At 72.4% G+C, this 16801-nt stretch carries 15 protein-coding genes; 8 read left to right on the top strand and 7 right to left on the bottom strand.

The window, feature by feature from the left end; all coding sequences use genetic code 11:
* Positions 1-267: 267 nt before the first annotated feature.
* Positions 268-1620 (top strand): nucleobase:cation symporter-2 family protein, encoded by a 1353-nt coding sequence (locus tag ACP4E5_RS12655; protein ID WP_425841248.1) that lies wholly within the window; start codon positions 268-270, stop codon positions 1618-1620.
* A 49-nt stretch (positions 1621-1669) separates the two neighbouring features.
* Here the strand turns inward: ACP4E5_RS12655 and ACP4E5_RS12650 are convergent, their stop codons facing one another.
* The gene (locus ACP4E5_RS12650; RefSeq protein ID WP_425828049.1) at positions 1670-2629 is read right to left on the bottom strand and encodes a hypothetical protein; all 960 of its coding nucleotides are present in this window, start codon (positions 2627-2629) and stop codon (positions 1670-1672) included.
* A 172-nt stretch (positions 2630-2801) separates the two neighbouring features.
* Between ACP4E5_RS12650 and ACP4E5_RS12645 the strand changes: the two genes are divergently transcribed.
* Complete coding sequence (locus tag ACP4E5_RS12645) at positions 2802-3479, top strand: TMEM175 family protein (RefSeq protein ID WP_425828047.1); 678 nt, start codon at positions 2802-2804, stop codon at positions 3477-3479.
* Here the strand turns inward: ACP4E5_RS12645 and ACP4E5_RS12640 are convergent.
* The 4 genes from ACP4E5_RS12640 to ACP4E5_RS12625 form a co-directional block, all read right to left on the bottom strand.
* Complete coding sequence (locus ACP4E5_RS12640) at positions 3437-3931, bottom strand: GNAT family N-acetyltransferase (RefSeq protein ID WP_425828045.1); 495 nt, start codon at positions 3929-3931, stop codon at positions 3437-3439. The genes ACP4E5_RS12645 and ACP4E5_RS12640 overlap by 43 nt on opposite strands.
* A 25-nt stretch (positions 3932-3956) precedes the next feature.
* A complete protein-coding gene (locus tag ACP4E5_RS12635) occupies positions 3957-4379 on the bottom strand; it encodes an acyl-CoA thioesterase (protein ID WP_425828043.1) in 423 nt (140 codons plus the stop codon).
* An 85-nt stretch (positions 4380-4464) separates the two neighbouring features.
* Positions 4465-5109: a hypothetical protein gene (locus tag ACP4E5_RS12630; protein WP_425828041.1), complete on the bottom strand. Its 645-nt coding sequence runs from the start codon at positions 5107-5109 to the stop codon at positions 4465-4467.
* 104 nt (positions 5110-5213) lie between these two features.
* Positions 5214-5807: a histidine phosphatase family protein gene (locus ACP4E5_RS12625; RefSeq protein WP_425828039.1), complete on the bottom strand. Its 594-nt coding sequence runs from the start codon at positions 5805-5807 to the stop codon at positions 5214-5216.
* Positions 5808-5977: 170 nt separating this feature from the next.
* Between ACP4E5_RS12625 and ACP4E5_RS12620 the strand changes: the two genes are divergently transcribed.
* Together ACP4E5_RS12620 and ACP4E5_RS12615 are read left to right on the top strand one after the other, a co-directional pair.
* On the top strand, positions 5978-8908 hold the full coding sequence (locus tag ACP4E5_RS12620) for a DEAD/DEAH box helicase (protein ID WP_425828037.1): 2931 nt from the start codon (positions 5978-5980) through the stop codon (positions 8906-8908).
* On the top strand, positions 8905-10224 hold the full coding sequence (locus tag ACP4E5_RS12615; RefSeq protein WP_425828035.1) for an SWIM zinc finger family protein: 1320 nt from the start codon (positions 8905-8907) through the stop codon (positions 10222-10224). The genes ACP4E5_RS12620 and ACP4E5_RS12615 overlap by 4 nt, the downstream gene beginning before the upstream one ends.
* Positions 10225-10396: 172 nt before the next feature.
* Here the strand turns inward: ACP4E5_RS12615 and ACP4E5_RS12610 are convergent, their stop codons facing one another.
* Together ACP4E5_RS12610 and ACP4E5_RS12605 are read right to left on the bottom strand one after the other, a co-directional pair.
* Entirely contained in the window at positions 10397-11044 is a 648-nt protein-coding gene (locus ACP4E5_RS12610) for a peptidase (RefSeq protein ID WP_425828033.1), read from the bottom strand.
* A gap of 1 nt (position 11045) precedes the next feature.
* A complete protein-coding gene (locus tag ACP4E5_RS12605; RefSeq protein ID WP_425828031.1) occupies positions 11046-12254 on the bottom strand; it encodes a pyridoxal phosphate-dependent aminotransferase in 1209 nt (402 codons plus the stop codon).
* A gap of 96 nt (positions 12255-12350) precedes the next feature.
* Here ACP4E5_RS12605 and ACP4E5_RS12600 point away from each other — a divergent pair, with 96 nt between their 5' ends.
* The 4 genes from ACP4E5_RS12600 to ACP4E5_RS12585 all read left to right on the top strand — a co-directional run bounded on the left by ACP4E5_RS12600 (position 12351) and on the right by ACP4E5_RS12585 (position 16783).
* Positions 12351-12992 carry a winged helix-turn-helix transcriptional regulator gene (locus ACP4E5_RS12600; RefSeq protein WP_425828029.1) on the top strand — a complete coding sequence of 214 codons (642 nt, stop codon included), beginning with the start codon at positions 12351-12353 and terminating at the stop codon, positions 12990-12992.
* 256 nt (positions 12993-13248) lie between these two features.
* Positions 13249-14031, top strand: coding sequence for an MHYT domain-containing protein (locus ACP4E5_RS12595; protein WP_425828027.1), 783 nt, complete (start codon positions 13249-13251; stop codon positions 14029-14031).
* 98 nt (positions 14032-14129) lie between these two features.
* Positions 14130-16346 (top strand): sensor histidine kinase, encoded by a 2217-nt coding sequence (locus tag ACP4E5_RS12590; RefSeq protein WP_425828025.1) that lies wholly within the window; start codon positions 14130-14132, stop codon positions 16344-16346.
* Positions 16343-16783, top strand: coding sequence for a roadblock/LC7 domain-containing protein (locus ACP4E5_RS12585; RefSeq protein WP_425828023.1), 441 nt, complete (start codon positions 16343-16345; stop codon positions 16781-16783). The genes ACP4E5_RS12590 and ACP4E5_RS12585 overlap by 4 nt, the downstream gene beginning before the upstream one ends.
* Positions 16784-16801: the final 18 nt, after the last annotated feature.

The raw sequence follows: 16801 nt of genomic DNA, 5'->3' as shown, positions 1-16801 counted from the left end.
ACGTGGCCCAAAGCCTCACGTCCCCGGGGCGGCCAGTAATACCTGGGCGCACAACAACTGAATACAGGGACAGCAACACCAGTACGACCTGCACCTTGCACCACCTCCCAGAAGCGAAAAGCGCCGGCGGCCTGCCGGGGCTGGAAAACAACCGGAGGAGCCGCAGTGGCGACGAAGCCCAGGTTCACCAAGCAAGGCACCACCCCCGCCGAGGAATCCGCGGGGCACACCAAACATCCGGTCGACGAGAAGTTGCCACCGCTGAAGATGGCGACGACCGGCCTCCAGCACGTGGCGGCGATGTACGCGGGCGTGGTCGCGCCCCCGCTCATCGTCGGCGCCGCGATCGGCCTGAGCCCGAAGGATCTGACGTTCCTGACCGGCGCCTGCCTCTTCACGGCGGGCCTCGCGACGTTCCTTCAGACGCTCGGCATCTGGAAGATCGGCGCCCGCCTGCCGTTCGTGAACGGCGTGACCTTCGCGGGCGTCGCCCCGATGCTCGCCGTCGTCGGCTCGACGAAGGACAAGGACGACGCGCTGCCGATCATCTTCGGCGCGGTGATCGTCGCGGGCGTGCTCGGCTTCATAGCCGCACCCTTCTTCTCCAAACTGGTCCGGTTCTTCCCACCGGTCGTCACCGGCACGGTCATCACGCTCATCGGTGTCTCGCTGATGCCGGTCGCGTTCGGCTGGGCGCAGGGACCCGACACGAAGGCGCCGGACTACGGCTCGCTGAAGAACCTGGCACTCGCCGGCATCACGCTCGTGATCGTGCTGATCATCCGCCGCTTCACGTCGGGCTTCGTCAAGCAGATCGCGGTGCTGCTCGGCCTGGTCGTCGGCACGGTGATCGCGATCCCGTTCGGCGCCACGGACTTCTCGCCGGTCGGTGACGCGGACATCATCGGCTTCCCGACCCCGTTCCACTTCGGCGCCCCGCAGTTCGCCGGCGCGGCCATCGTCTCGCTGTGCGTCGTCATGGTCGTCTCGATGACCGAGTCGACCGCCGACATGCTCGCCCTCGGTGAGATCGTCGACCGTCCCGCCGACGAGAAGACCATCGCGGCCGGCCTGCGCGCCGACACCCTCGGCACCGCCATCAGCCCGCTGTTCAACGGCTTCATGTGCAGCGCGTTCGCCCAGAACATCGGCCTCGTCGCGATGACGAAGATCCGCAGCCGGTTCGTGGTCGCGGCGGGCGGCGGCTTCCTCGTCCTGATGGGCCTGTGCCCGATGGCGGCCTCGCTGATCGCGGTCGTGCCGCGCCCGGTGCTCGGCGGAGCGGGCGTCGTGCTGTTCGGCTCGGTCGCGGCCAGCGGCATCCAGACCCTGGTCAAGGCCAACCTGGACAAGGACAACAACGTCCTCATCGTCGCCGTCTCGCTCGCCGTGGGCCTGATCCCCATCGCGGTGCCGGACTTCTACCACGCGTTCCCGGAGAACGCGAAGATCATCCTGGACTCGGGCATCTCGACGGGCTGTGTCGCGGCCGTCGTACTGAACCTGCTGTTCAACCACATCGGCAAGGGGCGCGACGCCGCCGACGTCACGCATCCGATGGAGTCGGGCGGCGACATCGCGGAACCGCGCACCGAGGCGACGGCCGCGGGAGCGCACTGAGCGACGCGGCGGGGGTGACGCGGTCGGCGGCGCCACCCCCGCCCGCGTCTCAACCGCCGCACACGCGTGCCGACTTGATGTACCCGCCGAGGTTCTCGTCGTCCGTGCCGAGCAGCGCCCGGCCGTTCGCGCCCTCGCCCGGCAGGCACTCCACCGCCTCGATCTTGCGGCCGTCGAACGTCGCGGGCGCGGTCCGCGGCGCGCCGATCCGCAGCGTCGCCCCGGTGCCCGCCGCGTTCAGCGACACCCGGCCCGCCTCGCTCACCGACGAGGCGAAAGGACCGTCGTCCCCGGCGTCGGACACCGAACTCACCATCAGGCGCCCGGACTTGGTGACGGAGATGTCGGAGACGTGCCGCACATCCCCCTTCGGGTAGGGCGCACGGAACTCGGCCTTGCTCACCTTCCCGAACTCGGACTCCCCGTACTCGTTGACTTCGAGCGGCGCCGCGAACACCGTCGCCGGGCGGTCCGCGCCCGAGCCCCGGTCCGCCCACACCGCGACCGTCCTCCCGTGCGACGACGTGCCGAGCGCGAAGCTCTCGAAGTCCGCGCCCTCGGGGATCGCGGGCAGCGGGGCCAGGTCGAGCACCCGCGCGGTGCCCCCGTCGACGTGCAGCCGGTACACGAGACCCCTGCTGGCCAGCGCCATGAACTCGCCGTCCGTGCCCGGCACCGCCTCGATCGCCTCCAGGTCCTTGGGCTCCATGCCGTCCCATGCGACCGGCGTGACCTTCGTGTCCTTCGGTGCGGACGGGTGGAAGGTGACGCGGCTGATCCGCCGCTCGCCGGGCTTCTTGTTGTCGTGGACGACGAGGGCCTCCGTGGCGCCGTCGGCCGACGTCCCGCCGGTGAGCGCGAGACCGCTGACCCCGGACTTGGCGTCGTCGCCGACCTGCTGCCAGCCGCCGGGTTCAGGGGTGGGCGTGGGGGTGCCCGCGTGGGCGGGCGCGGCGAGGGCCAGCGTGACGAAGGCGGCGGAGAGCAGGGACTTGTGGCGCAAGTGCATCAGGCGGACCTCTCAGTTGACGCGCGTAGAAAGCGATGTGGAACCGGACCGTAGCGATCTTCGAGGAAGGTGACAAGGGGGCTGAACCGTTCGCACGCCGGCCGGGCGTTGGCGTGCGCATCCTGCTCAAGTACGGTCGGGGCAGGGCGAGTTGGGCTCTGAGGTGGGGGATATGAAGGAGCGGAACGAGCCGAAGGGACAGGGGAGCGGAGACTCGGGGCGCCTGGAGGCCTTCAGCGACGGTGTCTTCGCCATCGCCATCACCCTCCTGATCCTGGAGGTCGAGGTGCCGCACGTCGAGCACGGCGAGAGCCTGTGGCGCGCGCTCGGTCAGCAGTGGCCCTCGTACGCGGCCTACGTCGTCAGCTTCCTGGTCATCGGCATCATCTGGGTCAACCACCACCAGGTGTTCAGCCACGTGATCCGCGTCGACCGGCCGCTGATGTTCCTCAACCTGCTGTTGCTCATGATCGTCGCGGCCCTGCCGTGGCCCACGGCGCTGCTCGCCGAGTATCTGCGCAGCGACGACGCCGCCGCGCACACCGCGGCCGCCGTCTACAGCTTCACGATGGTCGCCATGTCGCTGGCCTTCCAGGCCCTGTGGTGGCACCTCACCCGCAGCGGGCACCTCTTCCACCCGCGCGTCGACCCGGAGGGCGCCAGGGGCACCCGGGCCCGCTTCGCCCTCGGCTCGCTCGGGTACCCGGCGACGGTGGCCCTCGCCTTCGTCTCGGCGCCCCTGACGCTCGCCGCCCACGCCGTCCTCGCGCTGTACTACGGCTTCAACCAGGTCCAGGTGCCGATCCGTCAGGAGCCCGAAGACCCCGGTTCCGTGAGGGACTTGGCGTAGAAGCGGCTGTCCTCGTAGGCGCGGAACGGGCCGAACGGACGGGTCGGGCGGTAGCCGTCGGCCTCGTACAGGCGCATCGCCTCGGTCAGGTGGATGCCCGTCTCCAGGACCATCCGGGTACGGCCCGCGTCCCGTGCGCTGTCCTCGAGTGCCGCCAGGATCCGGCGTGCGAGGCCCCGGCCGCGCGCCCGCTCCACGACGAACATCCGCTTCAGCTCGGCGTCACCGTCCGCGTAGCCCGCGTCGTCGCGCTCCTGGGCCCGCCAGCCGCCGCAGGCGACCGGCTCCCCGGCGTCGTACGCGACGAGGAACAGGCCCTGCGGCGGGTCGAAGTGCGCCGGGTGCAGATCGGTGAAGTCGTCGTAACCGAAGCGCTTCCGGTACTCCGCCTGCACAGCGTCGCTGAGCGAGACCGCGTCGGGGTGTCCGTAGGAACGGATGTGGAGGTCCATGGCCGGGGAGAGTGGTCGGCGCCGGTCAGAGGCCGAAGACGGACGGGTCCGAGGCCAGCTCCTTGAAGATCGCCCTCGGGTCCTTCACCAGCTTGCGCTCGGCCAGGTCCATGACGCCGCTCACCGCGGACACCTCGGCCGCCACCGAGCCGTCGGCCCTGCGCATCGTCTGGTGGACGCGGAACACCTTGCCGTCGCCGAACTCGAAGGCGCAGCTCACGTCGACGACGTCGCCGGCGCGCAGCTCCCGCAGGTAGCGGATGTTCGTCTCCAGGACGACGGGGCCCACCCCGCAGCCGAGCAGAAGGCTCTCGTCGAGGCCGGCGTGGCGCAGGAACGACCAGCGGGCGTGCTCCGCGTACTGCAGGTAGACAGCCTGGTTGAGGTGTCCGTTGACATCGATCTCGTAACCACGGACCTCGACCGGTACGGAAAACTGCTCTGCCACGACGTTCCTCTCGATGGTGGGGTGCGTGGTGCCGATCATGTCAACAGGCCGACGGGGTACGGCATTCCGGTCCGGGCACCGGACATCACGTCCGTCTCGGTGACGCCAGCAGATAGTGCGCCCCGCCGCGCGTCTCCGTGTGCTCGCTCACCTGCCAGCCCGCCTCGTGCAGCGCCGCCCCGCACGCCGCGAGCGCGGACCGATCCGGATGCCGTACGGCGACGGCCTCCGGCTGCGGGGTGTCGCGCACGCGATAGCCGGGGGTGTCCTCGCCAGCGGGGGCGAGGCCCGCCGCCTCCAGCGCGAGCGCGGCGGAGGGTGCGAGGCGGCTCCGCTCCCAGGCGCACGGCCTGTCCGTCGAGCCGTCGGGATTGGTCATGCGGCGTATCTCCAGCAGGCCCTGCCACGCCGTCCGCACCTCACGCGCACGCGCGGGTCCCGCGTCGGTCACCCGCTCCCCGCCGAGCCGGGCGGCGAACGGGCCACCGGGCGCGGCCGGTTCACCGGGTGGCTGGGCGGCCGGCTGGGCGGCCGGGGGCCCGTCCTCGGCCTCGCGCACGCGGTGCCCCGCCGGGGTCAGGAAGTGGTCGTGCGGGGGACGCGGATGCCGGAACGCCAGCTTCAGCACGACCAGTCGGGCGAGCAGCGCCGGGCTGCCGGTGATCCGGCCGGTCTCCGGGTCGGCGGCCTCGATGACGCGGCGCTGCGCGGCAGTCGGCGGTCTCGTCATGGCGTGCCTCCCGTCCGGGGCTTCCTCGGCTGCTCTTTCCCGTTCTCCAGTCGATGGTGCCGGACGGGTCTGACAACGGGCCGGGGCGAGGGGGCGGACGGGGCTCAGGGCCGCAGGTTCCAGCCGGAGATCACCGGTCTGCCGTGCTCGAAGGTGAGGCGGCTGACCGTGCCCGTCGCCAGCAGGAAGTGCGAGCCGCCCGACGGCGGCAGGCCCAGGCGCCGCGCCGTCAGGACGCGCAGGAAGTGGCCGTGCGAGACGAGGACGACGCTGCCCTCGTTGTTGGAGAGAGCCGCGTCGACCTTCGACAGCATCCGGTCGGCCCGCTCGCCGACCTGCTCCGGCGTCTCGCCGGGATGCTCGGGCGGCCCCGGCGGGACCCCGTCGTCGAACAGGTACCAGTCGGGCCGGGTGCGCTGGATCTCCCGGGTGGTGACGCCTTCGTACGCGCCGTAGTCCCATTCGTGCAGATCCGAGTCGACGGTGTAGCGCGTGAGGCCGGCGAGCTCGGCGGTCTCACGGGTCCGCTGGAGGGGGCTCACGAAGACGGCCCCCACGTGGTAACTGCCGACCAGGGGCGCGACGCGGCGTGCCTCCTCCCGGCCGTTGTCGGTGAGCGGGATGTCGGTGAGGCCGGTGTGCTGCCCGGTCAGGGCCCATTCGGTCTCGCCGTGCCGGACGAGAAGCAGATCACCCACGGTCGTACCTGTTCGTTAGGGGGCGTGCGGTTTCATGGTCATTGTCCCCGGCCGGGGGCGCGGGGGCCCGGCGGGGGCGGGCCGCCGATCACGGATTGTCAGACCCGGCCCGTAAGGTCGTAGAGGTCATCGAGGCATGAGCGGAGAGAGGGAAGGGAGGTGGCGTGGGCGTGCCGGATTCTCAGGGTGTCCCGCTGAGCGCTGCCGCCGTCTTCCTGCCGGATCCGCTGCCGCGCGCGGGCCGGATCGCCTTCTGGACCCCGGACGCGCCGGATGGGCCGGGCGGGCCAGGTGGATCGGGCGTGCCGGGCGGGCCAGGCCGGCCAGGCGGGTCGGAGATTCCGGGGGCCGACGGTGAGCTGACCGTCGTGCGGTCGCACGGGTCCGGTGTGCGCAGCCACAAGGTTCCCGCTCTCGTGCTGCCGGTCCTCGACGCGCTGCCGCACCTCCTTCGGGCCCGCCGCACCCGGGGAGCCCACCCGGCGGCGGCCGCCTGGGGCGCGGCCGCGGCGCACGCGCTGCACCTGGTGGCGCGGGGCCGCCTGCTGCCGGGTCTCACCGCGTCCGACCACGACGCGTGGCGCGCCGGCCCGCTCGACGAGGACGACGTGGCGCAGGTGCGGGGCATCGCCGCCGCCCTGCCACCCGAGGGATACGCGACGCCGGTTGCGGGGAGCAGGCCGCTGCGGGTCCCGCAGCCGGAGGCGCTGGTGCGGGCACTGCTCGACGCGGTGGCCGACGCGCTGCCCCGCACCCCGGCCGCGGCGCACGCGGCGGGCGCGCCGTTCGCCGCGGCTGCCGCCCAGCACATTCCGCGGGCCCGCCCCTGGGCGGTCGAGGCGGCGGCCGGGCTCGACGCGGGCGTGAAGGTGTCGCTGCGGCTGGACCTGTCGCAGGGCGCGTTGTTCGACGGAGACGACGGAGACGACATCGGCAGCGCCGAGGGCGACGCGGGTGCGCGCCGCGCGGGCGCCGCCATCGTCCAGGTGCACAGCCTCGCCGACCCCACGCGCGTGGTCGACGCCGCCGGACTCTGGGCGGGGGAGGCCGGTGAGCACTTCGGGCCGCGCGCCCGGATCGACGCGGTGCTCGCGGTGCGGCGGGCCGCGCTCGCCTGGCCGCCGCTCGGCCGCCTCCTGGAGCAGGATGTGCCGGACGTGCTGGCCCTGTCCGACAGCGAGCTGACGGATCTGCTCGGGCCCGGCGCCGCGCGCCTCGCCAAGGCGGGAGTCACCCTGCACTGGCCGAGGGACATCGCCCGCTCCCTGACCGCCACCGCCGTGGTGCGCGCACAGGCCGCGCCGGGATCGGCCACCGACGGGACGCCGTTCTTCGACAGCGAGGAACTGCTGAAGTTCAACTGGCAGGTGGCGCTCGACGGGGACCCGCTGACCGAGCGCGAGATGGACCTCCTCGCAGAGTCGCACCGCGCGGTGGTACGCCTTCGCGACCAGTGGGTGGTCGTCGACCCCGACCTCGTCCGCAAGGCCCGCAAGCGGGAGTTGGGCCTCCTCGAACCCGTCGACGCGCTGGCGGTCGCGCTCACCGGCGAGGCCGAGATCGACGGGGAGCGGGTCGCGGCCGTGCCCGCGGGCCGCCTCGCCGAGCTGCGCGACCGGCTCACCCGGGGCATCGACACCGTCGAGCCGCCCGAGGGCCTGCACGCGACACTGCGCGACTACCAACTGCGCGGCCTCGCCTGGCTCGACCTCATGACCTCGCTCGGCCTCGGCGGCTGCCTCGCCGACGACATGGGACTCGGCAAGACCGTCACGCTCATCGCGCTGCACCTGCGCCGCGACCGGCCCGCGCCCACGCTCGTCGTCTGCCCGGCGTCCCTGCTCGGCAACTGGCAGCGGGAGATCGAGCGGTTCGCCCCCGGCGTCCCGGTGCGCCGCTTCCACGGCGCGGACCGCACCCTGGCAGGCGTCGAAGGCGGGTTCGTCCTCACCACGTACGGCACCCTGCGCACCCGCGCCGCCGACCTCGCGGGACACACCTGGGGCATGGTCGTCGCGGACGAGGCGCAGCACGTGAAGAACCCCAACTCGGCGACGGCGAAGGCGCTGCGCACGATCGAGACCCCCGCGCGCGTGGCCCTCACCGGCACCCCGGTGGAGAACGACCTGTCGGAGCTGTGGGCCCTCCTCGACTGGACGACACCCGGACTGCTCGGCCCCCTCAAGGCCTTCCGTGCCCGGCACGCGCGCGTGGTCGAGGGCGAGGTCCCCCTCCAGGGCCAGGGCGGGACGAACCCGGAGGCGATCGAGCGGCTGGCCCGCCTGGTGCGCCCGTTCATCCTGCGCCGTAAGAAGTCCGACCCCGGCATCGTCCCCGAACTGCCCCCGAAGACCGAGTCCGACCACCCCGCGCCGCTCACCCGCGAGCAGGTGTCGCTCTACGAGGCCGTCGTGCGCGAGTCGATGGCGCAGATCGAGGAGGCCGAGGGGATCGGCCGGCGCGGCCTGATCATGAAGCTGCTGACGTCGCTGAAGCAGATCTGCAACCACCCGGCGCAGTACCTCAAGGAGGGCCAGGGCGACGGCACCCGGCCGCGCCTCGCGGGCCGCTCCGGCAAACTCGCCCTCCTGGACGAGCTGTTGGACACGATCGTGGCCGAAGAGGGCGCGGTCCTCGTCTTCACCCAGTACGTGTCCATGGCCAAGCTCCTCGCCACGCACCTGACCACCCGCGGCATCCCCAGCCAGCTTCTGCACGGCGGCAGCACCATCGTCGAGCGCGAGCGCATGGTCGACCGTTTCCAGTCCGGTGAGGTGCCCGTCTTCCTGCTCTCCCTGAAGGCGGCCGGCACCGGACTCAACCTCACGCGCGCGGGGCACGTGATCCACTTCGACCGCTGGTGGAACCCGGCCGTGGAGGAGCAGGCCACCGACCGTGCGTACCGCATCGGCCAGACCCAACCCGTGCAGGTCCACCGGCTCATCACCGAGGGCACCGTGGAGGACCGGATCGCCGAACTCCTCGCGACGAAGCGGGCGTTGGCGGACGCCGTGCTCGGCACCGGCGAGGCCGCGCTCTCCGAGCTGACCGACCGGGAGCTCACGGACCTCGTGACGCTGCGCAGGGAGGCGACGCGATGAGCCCGACGCGAAGGCCCCACAGGACGCACCGGCCGCACGTGCCGGGCCGCGCGGGCGCCGACGAGCAGGCGCGGGCCCGGCACCTGGACGCGCGCCGCACGTTCCCGCCGCTGCCCCCGCGCGCCGAGCCGGGCGGCGCCTTCGCCCTCACCTGGTGGGGCAATGCCTGGGTGGACGCCCTGGAGGACACGGCCCTGGACCAGGGCCGCCTCACGCGCGGCCGTGCCTACGCGGACCGGGGTCACGTCGACGCGATCACCGTCACCCCGGGCCGCGTCGTCGCCTACGTCCACGGCTCGCGCCCCCGCCCGTACCGGGCCGAACTGCGGCTGCGCACACTGCCGGACGAGGCGTGGGACCGCTTCCTGGACACGGCCGCGGCCCGCCCCGAGCACCTGGCGTCGCTCCTGGACAAGGACGTGCCGCACGCGCTGGCGGCGGCCGATCTGCTGCCCACGGTCGACGACCTCACCCCCGAGTGCACCTGCCCTGACCGCGGCCACCCCTGCAAGCACGCGGCGGCGCTCTGCTACCAGACGGCGCGGCTCCTCGACGAGGACCCGTTCGTCCTGTTCCTGCTGCGCGGCCGAGGCGAGCAGGAGCTGCTGCGGGCGCTGACCCGCCGCAGCTCGGTGCACGAGGCGGAGGAGCGCTCCAAGGCGCGGGCCCCCGAGCTGGACTCGCTCCCGGCGAAGGACGCGTACGTGAGCGCGCGGGTCGGTCAACTGCCGCAACTGCCACCGGAGTTCCCGCCCCCGCGGTACCCCGAGCGCCCGCCCTCCTACCCCCAGGCGCCCGACGCCCCCGACCCGCTCGCGCTCGACCTCCTCGCCACGGAGGCGGGGGTCCGCGCCCACGCGTTGCTCACCACCGGCGCCGATCCGATCGCTCCGCTGACCCCGTGGCAGGACGCGGTCCGGCTCGCGGCGGCCCACCCCGGCTCGGGCCTCACGGCGGCGACGCGCGCCCTGTATTCCTCGCTGTCCCGCGGCACCGGGCGCACGCCCACGGATCTGGCGCGGGCCGTCGCGGCCTGGCGCCAGGGCGGGCTCGAAGGTCTCTCGGTCCTGGAGGAGGAGTGGGACCCGCCGGCGGGCCCCTTCGACCGCGCCCGCCCTGCCCTCCTGGCCATGGGCCACCCGGACTTCCGGCCCCACCGCAACCATCTGTCGACGTCGTCCGTCCAGCTCCGGCTGGGCCGCGACGGGTGGTGGTACGGGTACGAGTCCGAGCCGGACCGCGACGACTGGTGGCCCCGAGGCGAGCCGGGCCGTGACCCGGTGTCGGCGCTCGACTCGTTGCTGGGCGGGAGCTGACCCCGGGGCCCGGCACCGTTCCCCCGGCCTCGGGGCTCCGCCCCGGACCCCGCTGCTCAATCGCCGCAGGGGCTAGATTGGCTGCTCAACCGCCGCTCGGGCTCGATTGGCTGCTCAACCGCCGCTCGGGCTCGATTGGCTGCTCAACCGCCGCTCGGGCTCGATTGGCTGCTCAACCGCCGCTCGGGCTTGAATGGCCCATGGCCAGCGACATGCCCCGCCCCGCGAAGAACTCCTCGAAGCGCTCCACGGAGAGCTCCGCAATGCGCGTCGCCGCGTCCGTGCCCGAGGGGTTGTGGAAGTGGTAGCCGGAGCCGTCAGGGGTGCGGGCCGTGACGAGGACCAAGTGGCCGCCGCGGCCGGGCGCCGGCTCGTGCGGGCGGCGGATCGACTTGTGCACGGAGGCGATGACGAGGCGGCCGGTGTCGAGCAGTTCGCCGATCTCGTCCACACCGAGCGCGCGGTGCACCTCCGCGCCGACGCCGTGCACCTCCCGTACGTACTCGACCGCGGGCGCGTAGATCATGCCGCGGATCTCGCCCTCGCCGTCCACCCGGTACGCGCCGAACTTCAGCGCCCCGTCGCGCAGTTCGAAGAGCGTGGGCGCGCCGGGGCCGAGCGCCATGCGCAGGCACGTCGCCCCGCACAGGTGCCCGCACCAGCGCGCGTAGTCCTCGACCGTCGCCGCGCCCGACTTCCGCCACGCGGGATCCCGCGCCCGGTCGAAGCGCCCGGACACGATGGGCCCGACCAGGTCGGGGGACGCGAACTGCGTGTGGCTGGCGTGCCCACAGGCACCGCATGTCGTCGAAGTGATCACGTCACTGACGGTATCCGCTCAGGAAGCGTCCGATCCGGCTGATCGCGGCATCGAGATCGTCGGCGTACGGAAGCGTGAGGATGCGGAAGTGGTCCGGGTGCGGCCAGTTGAAGCCGGTGCCCTGGACGACCTGGATCTTCTCGCGCAGCAGCAGGTCGAGGACAAACTTCTCGTCGTCGACGATGCGGTGCACCTTCGGGTCGATGCGCGGGAAGGCGTACAGCGCGCCCTTGGGCTTCACGCAGCTGACGCCGGGGATCTCGTTCAGCTTCTCCCACGCCTTGTCGCGCTGTTCCAGCAACCGGCCGCCGGGCGCGGTGAGTTCGCGGATCGACTGGCGGCCGCCGAGCGCGGCCTGGATGGCGTACTGGGCGGGCGCGTTCGGGCACAGCCGCATGGAGGCCAGCATGGTCAGGCCCTCCAGGTAGTTCTTCGCGTGCTGCTGCGGGCCCGTGACGACCATCCAACCGGAGCGGAACCCGGCGACCCGGTACGTCTTCGACAGGCCGGAGAAGGTGAGGACGACGAGGTCGGGGGCGAGGGTGGCGGCGGTGTGGTGCACCGCGTCGTCGTAGAGGATCTGGTCGTAGATCTCGTCGGCGAACACCATCAGGCCGTGCCGGCGGGCGAGATCGAGGATGCCCTCGATGATCTCCTTCGGGTAGACCGCGCCGGTCGGGTTGTTGGGGTTGATGATGACGACCGCCTTCGTGCGGTCGGTGATCTTCGACTCCATGTCGGCGAGGTCCGGGTACCAGTCCGACTGCTCGTCGCAGAGATAGTGGACGGCCTTGCCGCCGGAGAGCGTGGTGACCGCGGTCCAGAGCGGGAAGTCCGGGGCGGGGATGAGTACTTCGTCGCCGTCCTCCAGGAGCGCCTGGATCGCCATCGAGACCAGTTCGGACACGCCGTTGCCGAGGAAGACGTCGTCGACCCCGACATCGAGGCCGAGCGCCTGGTAGCGCTGGGCGACGGCGCGGCGGGCGGAGAGGATGCCGCGCGAGTCCGTGTAACCGTGGGCCTGGGGGAGCATCCGGATCATGTCCTGGACGATCTCCTCCGGCGCCTCGAAGCCGAACAGGGCCGGGTTGCCGGTGTTCAGGCGCAGGACGCTGTGGCCCGCCTCCTCAAGGGCGTTGGCGTGCTCGATCACCGGGCCGCGGATCTCGTAACAGACCTCGCTCAGCTTGCTCGACTGCCGGAACTCCATGCGCGTGCCCTCCAGGCGGACCAGGTGTCGCTCTCGTCACTTGGTTTTACCAAGTGGACGCTTGGAAAGTCCAACAAGTTGCATAGACTGCGCGCCATGCCACGCCGAAGCTACGACCAGTACTGCGCCGTCGCCCGCGCGCTCGACGTCGTCGGGGACCGCTGGACGCTCCTCATCGCGCGCGAACTCCTCGCCGGGCCGCGCCGCTACACCGATCTGCACGCCGACCTGCCGGGTGTCAGCACGGACATGCTGGCCACGCGGCTCAAGGACATGGAGCGGGACGGGCTGGCCGAGCGGCGCAGGCTCCCGGCGCCCGCGTCGGCGTACGTGTACGAACTGACCGAGCGTGGACGCGGATTGCTGCCCGTGCTCCGCGCCCTCGGGGAGTGGGGTGCGCCGGGCCTCGCCGAGCGGCGGCCCACGGACGCGGTGCGGGCGCACTGGCTGGCGCTGCCGCTGGCGCGCCAGTTGGAGACATTGGGGGAGCCGGGCGCGGTGGAGGTACGGGTCGACGAAGGGGTCTTCCATGTGCGGCTCGGCGGTGAGCCCGTCTATGGGGACGGGGTGTACCCGGACGGGGAGCCGGACGCGCGGCTGATCCTCGGGGAAGAGGTGTGCGGCGAGGTCGCCCGAGGGGTGGTCGGTCTGGTCGAGGCGGTGCGCGGCGGGCGCGTCACCGTGACCGTGACCGGGGAGAGCGTGCTGGCGAAGGCGCTGCGCGACGGCACCTCCTGAAACCTCTCCTCATGGGCGTCGCGCGAGGAACGGCGGCAATGTCCGGAGCGTCCCGAGGCGCGGCGTGACAAGAGTCGCAACATCATCCGCGGTCACAGGAAGCGCCACTTTGTGAAGGCCCCATGAACTCGGGCTCTACCGGTCGGTAACCCCTCTGATTCAGGCCAATTGCCGCTCTGATCAGGCCGTTGGATGCGTGTTAGCGTCCCGGTCGACCGGGGGCCGATGTGAAGAGTGAGAGGGACCCGTAGCGAATATGGGGCACATGCACCACATGACTGGAGGCTGGATCACCCCGCTCCTGTCGTACGTGATGGCCGTCGTGGGATCCGCTCTGGGTCTGCGCTGCACCGCACGCGCCCAGGCCGCGGGGCAGCGGTCCAAGCGGAACTGGCTGGTGACCGCGTCCGTCGCGATCGGCGCCGGGATCTGGACGATGCACTTCATCGCGATGCTCGGCTACACCGTCGACGGCACCGCGATCCGCTACGACATCCCCCTCACCCTCCTGAGCCTCCTCGTGGCGATCCTGGTGGTCGGCGCGGGCATGTTCGTCGCCGGCTACGGCAGGTCCCGCGCGCTCTCCGTCGTGCTCGGCGGACTCGGCACCGGGCTCGGCGTCGCCGCGATGCACTACATCGGCATGTCGGCCGTGCGGCTCAACGGGACCCTCTCCTACGACCCCGTGCTCGTGGCCGTCTCCGTGGTGATCGCCGTCGTCGCCGCGTCCGCCGCGCTGTGGGCCGCGCTGTCCGTGCGCGGACCCGTGGTCGCGGCCGTCGCCGCCCTCGTGATGGGCCTCGCGGTGAGCAGCATGCACTACACCGGAATGGCCGCCGCGAAGGTCAGCGTCCACCCGGGGACGGCGCCGCTTTCCGGCGCCACCGCGACCGCGTTCATCCTGCCGCTGGCCGTCGTGCTCGGCTCGTTCCTCTTCCTCACCTGCGCGTTCGTCGCACTGTCGCCGACGGCCGAAGAGCGTGCGCGCAGCGAGGCCGCGGCCCGCCCGCTGCACGAGGTCGAACTGCCCGCCACATAGGCGCGCTTCTCGCGCAGGCGAGCGCGACCGCTGCGCCCCTTTCGGCGTACGCCACCACCCCCCACCACACCACTCAGGCCCGGCCGAGGAGCTGACCCATGCCCGCGCGCTTTCCGCTGCCCGAACGGCTGCGCTCCAAATCGATCAGAGCCAAGGTCGTCACCCTGCTCACGGTCCCCGTCGTCTCCGTGATGGCGCTGTGGGGCCATGCGGCGGTGACCACGGCGTCGCAGATATCCGACAAGGAACAGCTGAAAGAGGTGAACTCGGCGCTCGTCACGCCGATTTCACGCTTCACCGTCGCCGTCCAGGGCGAGCGCGCGGCCGCCATGAAGTACCGCGCCGCCCACGACGCCACCACGCGGCAGGACTTCACCGAGGCAACGGACCGCACCGACAAGGCAGTTGACTCGCTCAACGCGGGACTGCGCTCCATCAGCACCGACCTCGCCGACCTCGACGCGTCGCTGCCCGGCCGCATCCAGAAGCTGAAGTTCAGCGCCGACTCGCTGTCCGGGCCGCGCCAGAAGGCGAAGGCCTGGGGCGGCGCGGAGGCCATCGGCGGCTACGACACCGCGGTCCGGCGGGCCCTGTCCGTACGGGCCGGACTCGCCGCGGCCGACAGCGACACGGCCCGCACACTCCTCCAACTCGCGCGCGCACGCGACGCGTTGAGCCGCCAGGACGCGCTGCTCGGCGCCGCGCACGCGGCGGGCGGGGAGATGACGCCCGGCCAGTACCGCGACTTCGTGGGCGACGTGGCGGTGCAGCGCAGCCTCACCGAGGCCGCGCTGCCCGACCTGACGGGGCGCGACGCCACGGGCTTCCGCGCCGCGCTCGGCACCACCGGCGCCCAGGACCTGAGCCACGTGCAGGACATGGTGCTCGCCGCGGGCGCGTGGCGGGCCGTCGACGCGGTGCCCGCCGGGCGCTGGCAGTCGGACGCGCAGGGCACCCTGACCGCCTTGGACAAGGCCGAGTCGCGCGCGATCGACGCGGCCGCGGGCGCCGAACCGTACTCCCTTTCCTCCCTGGGCAGTTCAGGGATCGCCGTGATCCTCGGCCTGCTCGGCGTGATCGTGTCGCTGCTGCTCTCCGTACGGATCGGGCGCGGCCTCGTCGCCGACCTCACGGGGCTGCGCGACACCGCGCTCGACATGGCGGCGACCCGGCTGCCCGCCTCCATGCGGCGCATCCACAACGGCGAGAACATCGACCTCGACAAGGAGGCACCGCTCGACGAGACGCCGCACAGCGACGAGGTCGGGCAGGTCGGCGCCGCCCTCACCACCGTGCAGCGCGCGGCGCTGCGCGCGGTCGCGGACCGGGCCGCGGTCCTCACGGGCGTCTCCGGTGTGTACGTGTCGCTCGCCCGGCGCAGCCAGGTGCTGCTGCACCGGCAGCTCGACCTTCTCGACGCGATGGAGCGCCGCACGGAGGACCCCACCGACCTCGAAGACCTGTTCCGCGTCGACCACTTGACGACGCGTATGCGGCGGCACGCCGAGTCGCTGCTGATCCTCTCCGGTTCGGCGCCGGGGCGTGCCTGGCGCAATCCGGTGCCGCTGATCGACGCCATTCGCGCGGGGATCGCCGAGACGGCCGACTTCGACCGGGTGCAGCTCCAGGACATCCCTGAGCTTCTGCTCGCGGGCTCGGCGGTCGCCGACGTGGTGCATCTCGTCGCCGAACTCACCGAGAACGCGTCGTCGTTCTCGCCGCCGCACACGCCCGTGGTGGTGCGTGGTGAGCCGGTCGGGGCGGGGGCCTGTCTGGAGATCGAGGACCGGGGGCTCGGCATGAGTGACGAGGCGCTCGCCGATGCCAACGCGCGGATCCACGCGGCCGACATCGATCTGCTCGACTCCCGCAAGCTCGGTCTGTTCGTGGTCAATCGGCTCGCCGAGAGGCAGCGGCTCGATGTGACGTTGCGGAGGTCGGTCTACGGGGGCGTCACGGCGGTCGTCTTCATCCCGCAGCGGCTCTTGGAGGCACCGTTCCCTCAGCGGGCCGCCACCCCGACGGTGAAGGCCGACCGTCCTACGCCCCGGGGCTCCGCCCCGGCCCCCGCTGCTCAATCGCCGCAGGGGCTGGAAAGCCTCGCGCCCGGTACGGGAGAGCTTCCGCGGCGCGTGCGCCAGGCCAGCATCAGCCCCGAGCTGCGCGAAAGCACACCCGCGCCGGACGGCCCCGGCGGACGGTCCCCGGAGGCCGCACGCGCCACCATGACATCGCTGAGCTCGGGCCGCAGACGCGCCCGCGCCGCCCGCGAGGAAGGCGGCCCGGCCGCCCCGAACGACGGAGGCCCCCGATGAACACCACGCCCCCGACGTACAACGTCACCGGCCTCGGCGGCGAAGGGCCCGGCGTCGACTGGCTCCTCGACGAGCTGGCCGCCCGCGTCCCCGAGGTCCGGTACGTGGTCATGCTCTCCGGCGACGGCCTGTGCGTCGGCGCCTCCACGGCACTCGGCCGCGACGAGTCCGAGCGCTTCTGCGCCATCGCCTCCGGCTTCCACTCCCTCGCCAAGGGCGCCGGCCACCACTTCGACGCGGGCGGCGTCGTCCAGACGATGGTCGAACTCGAAGGCGGCTTCCTGTTCGTGGTCGCCGCAGGCGAGGGCTCCTGCCTCGCCGTGTTCACCGACGGACACGCCGACATCGGCCTCGTCGCGTACGAGATGGCGCTGCTCGTGGACCGCGTGCGTGAACACCTCGGCGTACCGACCCGCGTGGGCGGCGATGCCCCGTGAAGGACGACGCCTGGTCCG

The organism is Streptomyces fractus, assembly GCF_049844455.1.
GTDB lineage: Bacteria > Actinomycetota > Actinomycetes > Streptomycetales > Streptomycetaceae > Streptomyces > Streptomyces fractus.
Note: the sequence above shows the minus strand (reverse complement) of the source record. Positions and strands in the feature narration are given on the sequence as shown.

Coding starts and splice junctions, on each gene's coding strand:
- ACP4E5_RS12655 (WP_425841248.1), top strand. CDS start 268: ATGGCGACGACCGGCCTCCAGCACGTGGCGGCGATGTACGCGGGCGTG.
- ACP4E5_RS12650 (WP_425828049.1), bottom strand. CDS start 2,629: ATGCACTTGCGCCACAAGTCCCTGCTCTCCGCCGCCTTCGTCACGCTG.
- ACP4E5_RS12645 (WP_425828047.1), top strand. CDS start 2,802: ATGAAGGAGCGGAACGAGCCGAAGGGACAGGGGAGCGGAGACTCGGGG.
- ACP4E5_RS12640 (WP_425828045.1), bottom strand. CDS start 3,931: ATGGACCTCCACATCCGTTCCTACGGACACCCCGACGCGGTCTCGCTC.
- ACP4E5_RS12630 (WP_425828041.1), bottom strand. CDS start 5,109: ATGACGAGACCGCCGACTGCCGCGCAGCGCCGCGTCATCGAGGCCGCC.
- ACP4E5_RS12615 (WP_425828035.1), top strand. CDS start 8,905: ATGAGCCCGACGCGAAGGCCCCACAGGACGCACCGGCCGCACGTGCCG.
- ACP4E5_RS12605 (WP_425828031.1), bottom strand. CDS start 12,254: ATGGAGTTCCGGCAGTCGAGCAAGCTGAGCGAGGTCTGTTACGAGATC.
- ACP4E5_RS12600 (WP_425828029.1), top strand. CDS start 12,351: ATGCCACGCCGAAGCTACGACCAGTACTGCGCCGTCGCCCGCGCGCTC.
- ACP4E5_RS12595 (WP_425828027.1), top strand. CDS start 13,249: ATGGGGCACATGCACCACATGACTGGAGGCTGGATCACCCCGCTCCTG.
- ACP4E5_RS12590 (WP_425828025.1), top strand. CDS start 14,130: ATGCCCGCGCGCTTTCCGCTGCCCGAACGGCTGCGCTCCAAATCGATC.
- ACP4E5_RS12585 (WP_425828023.1), top strand. CDS start 16,343: ATGAACACCACGCCCCCGACGTACAACGTCACCGGCCTCGGCGGCGAA.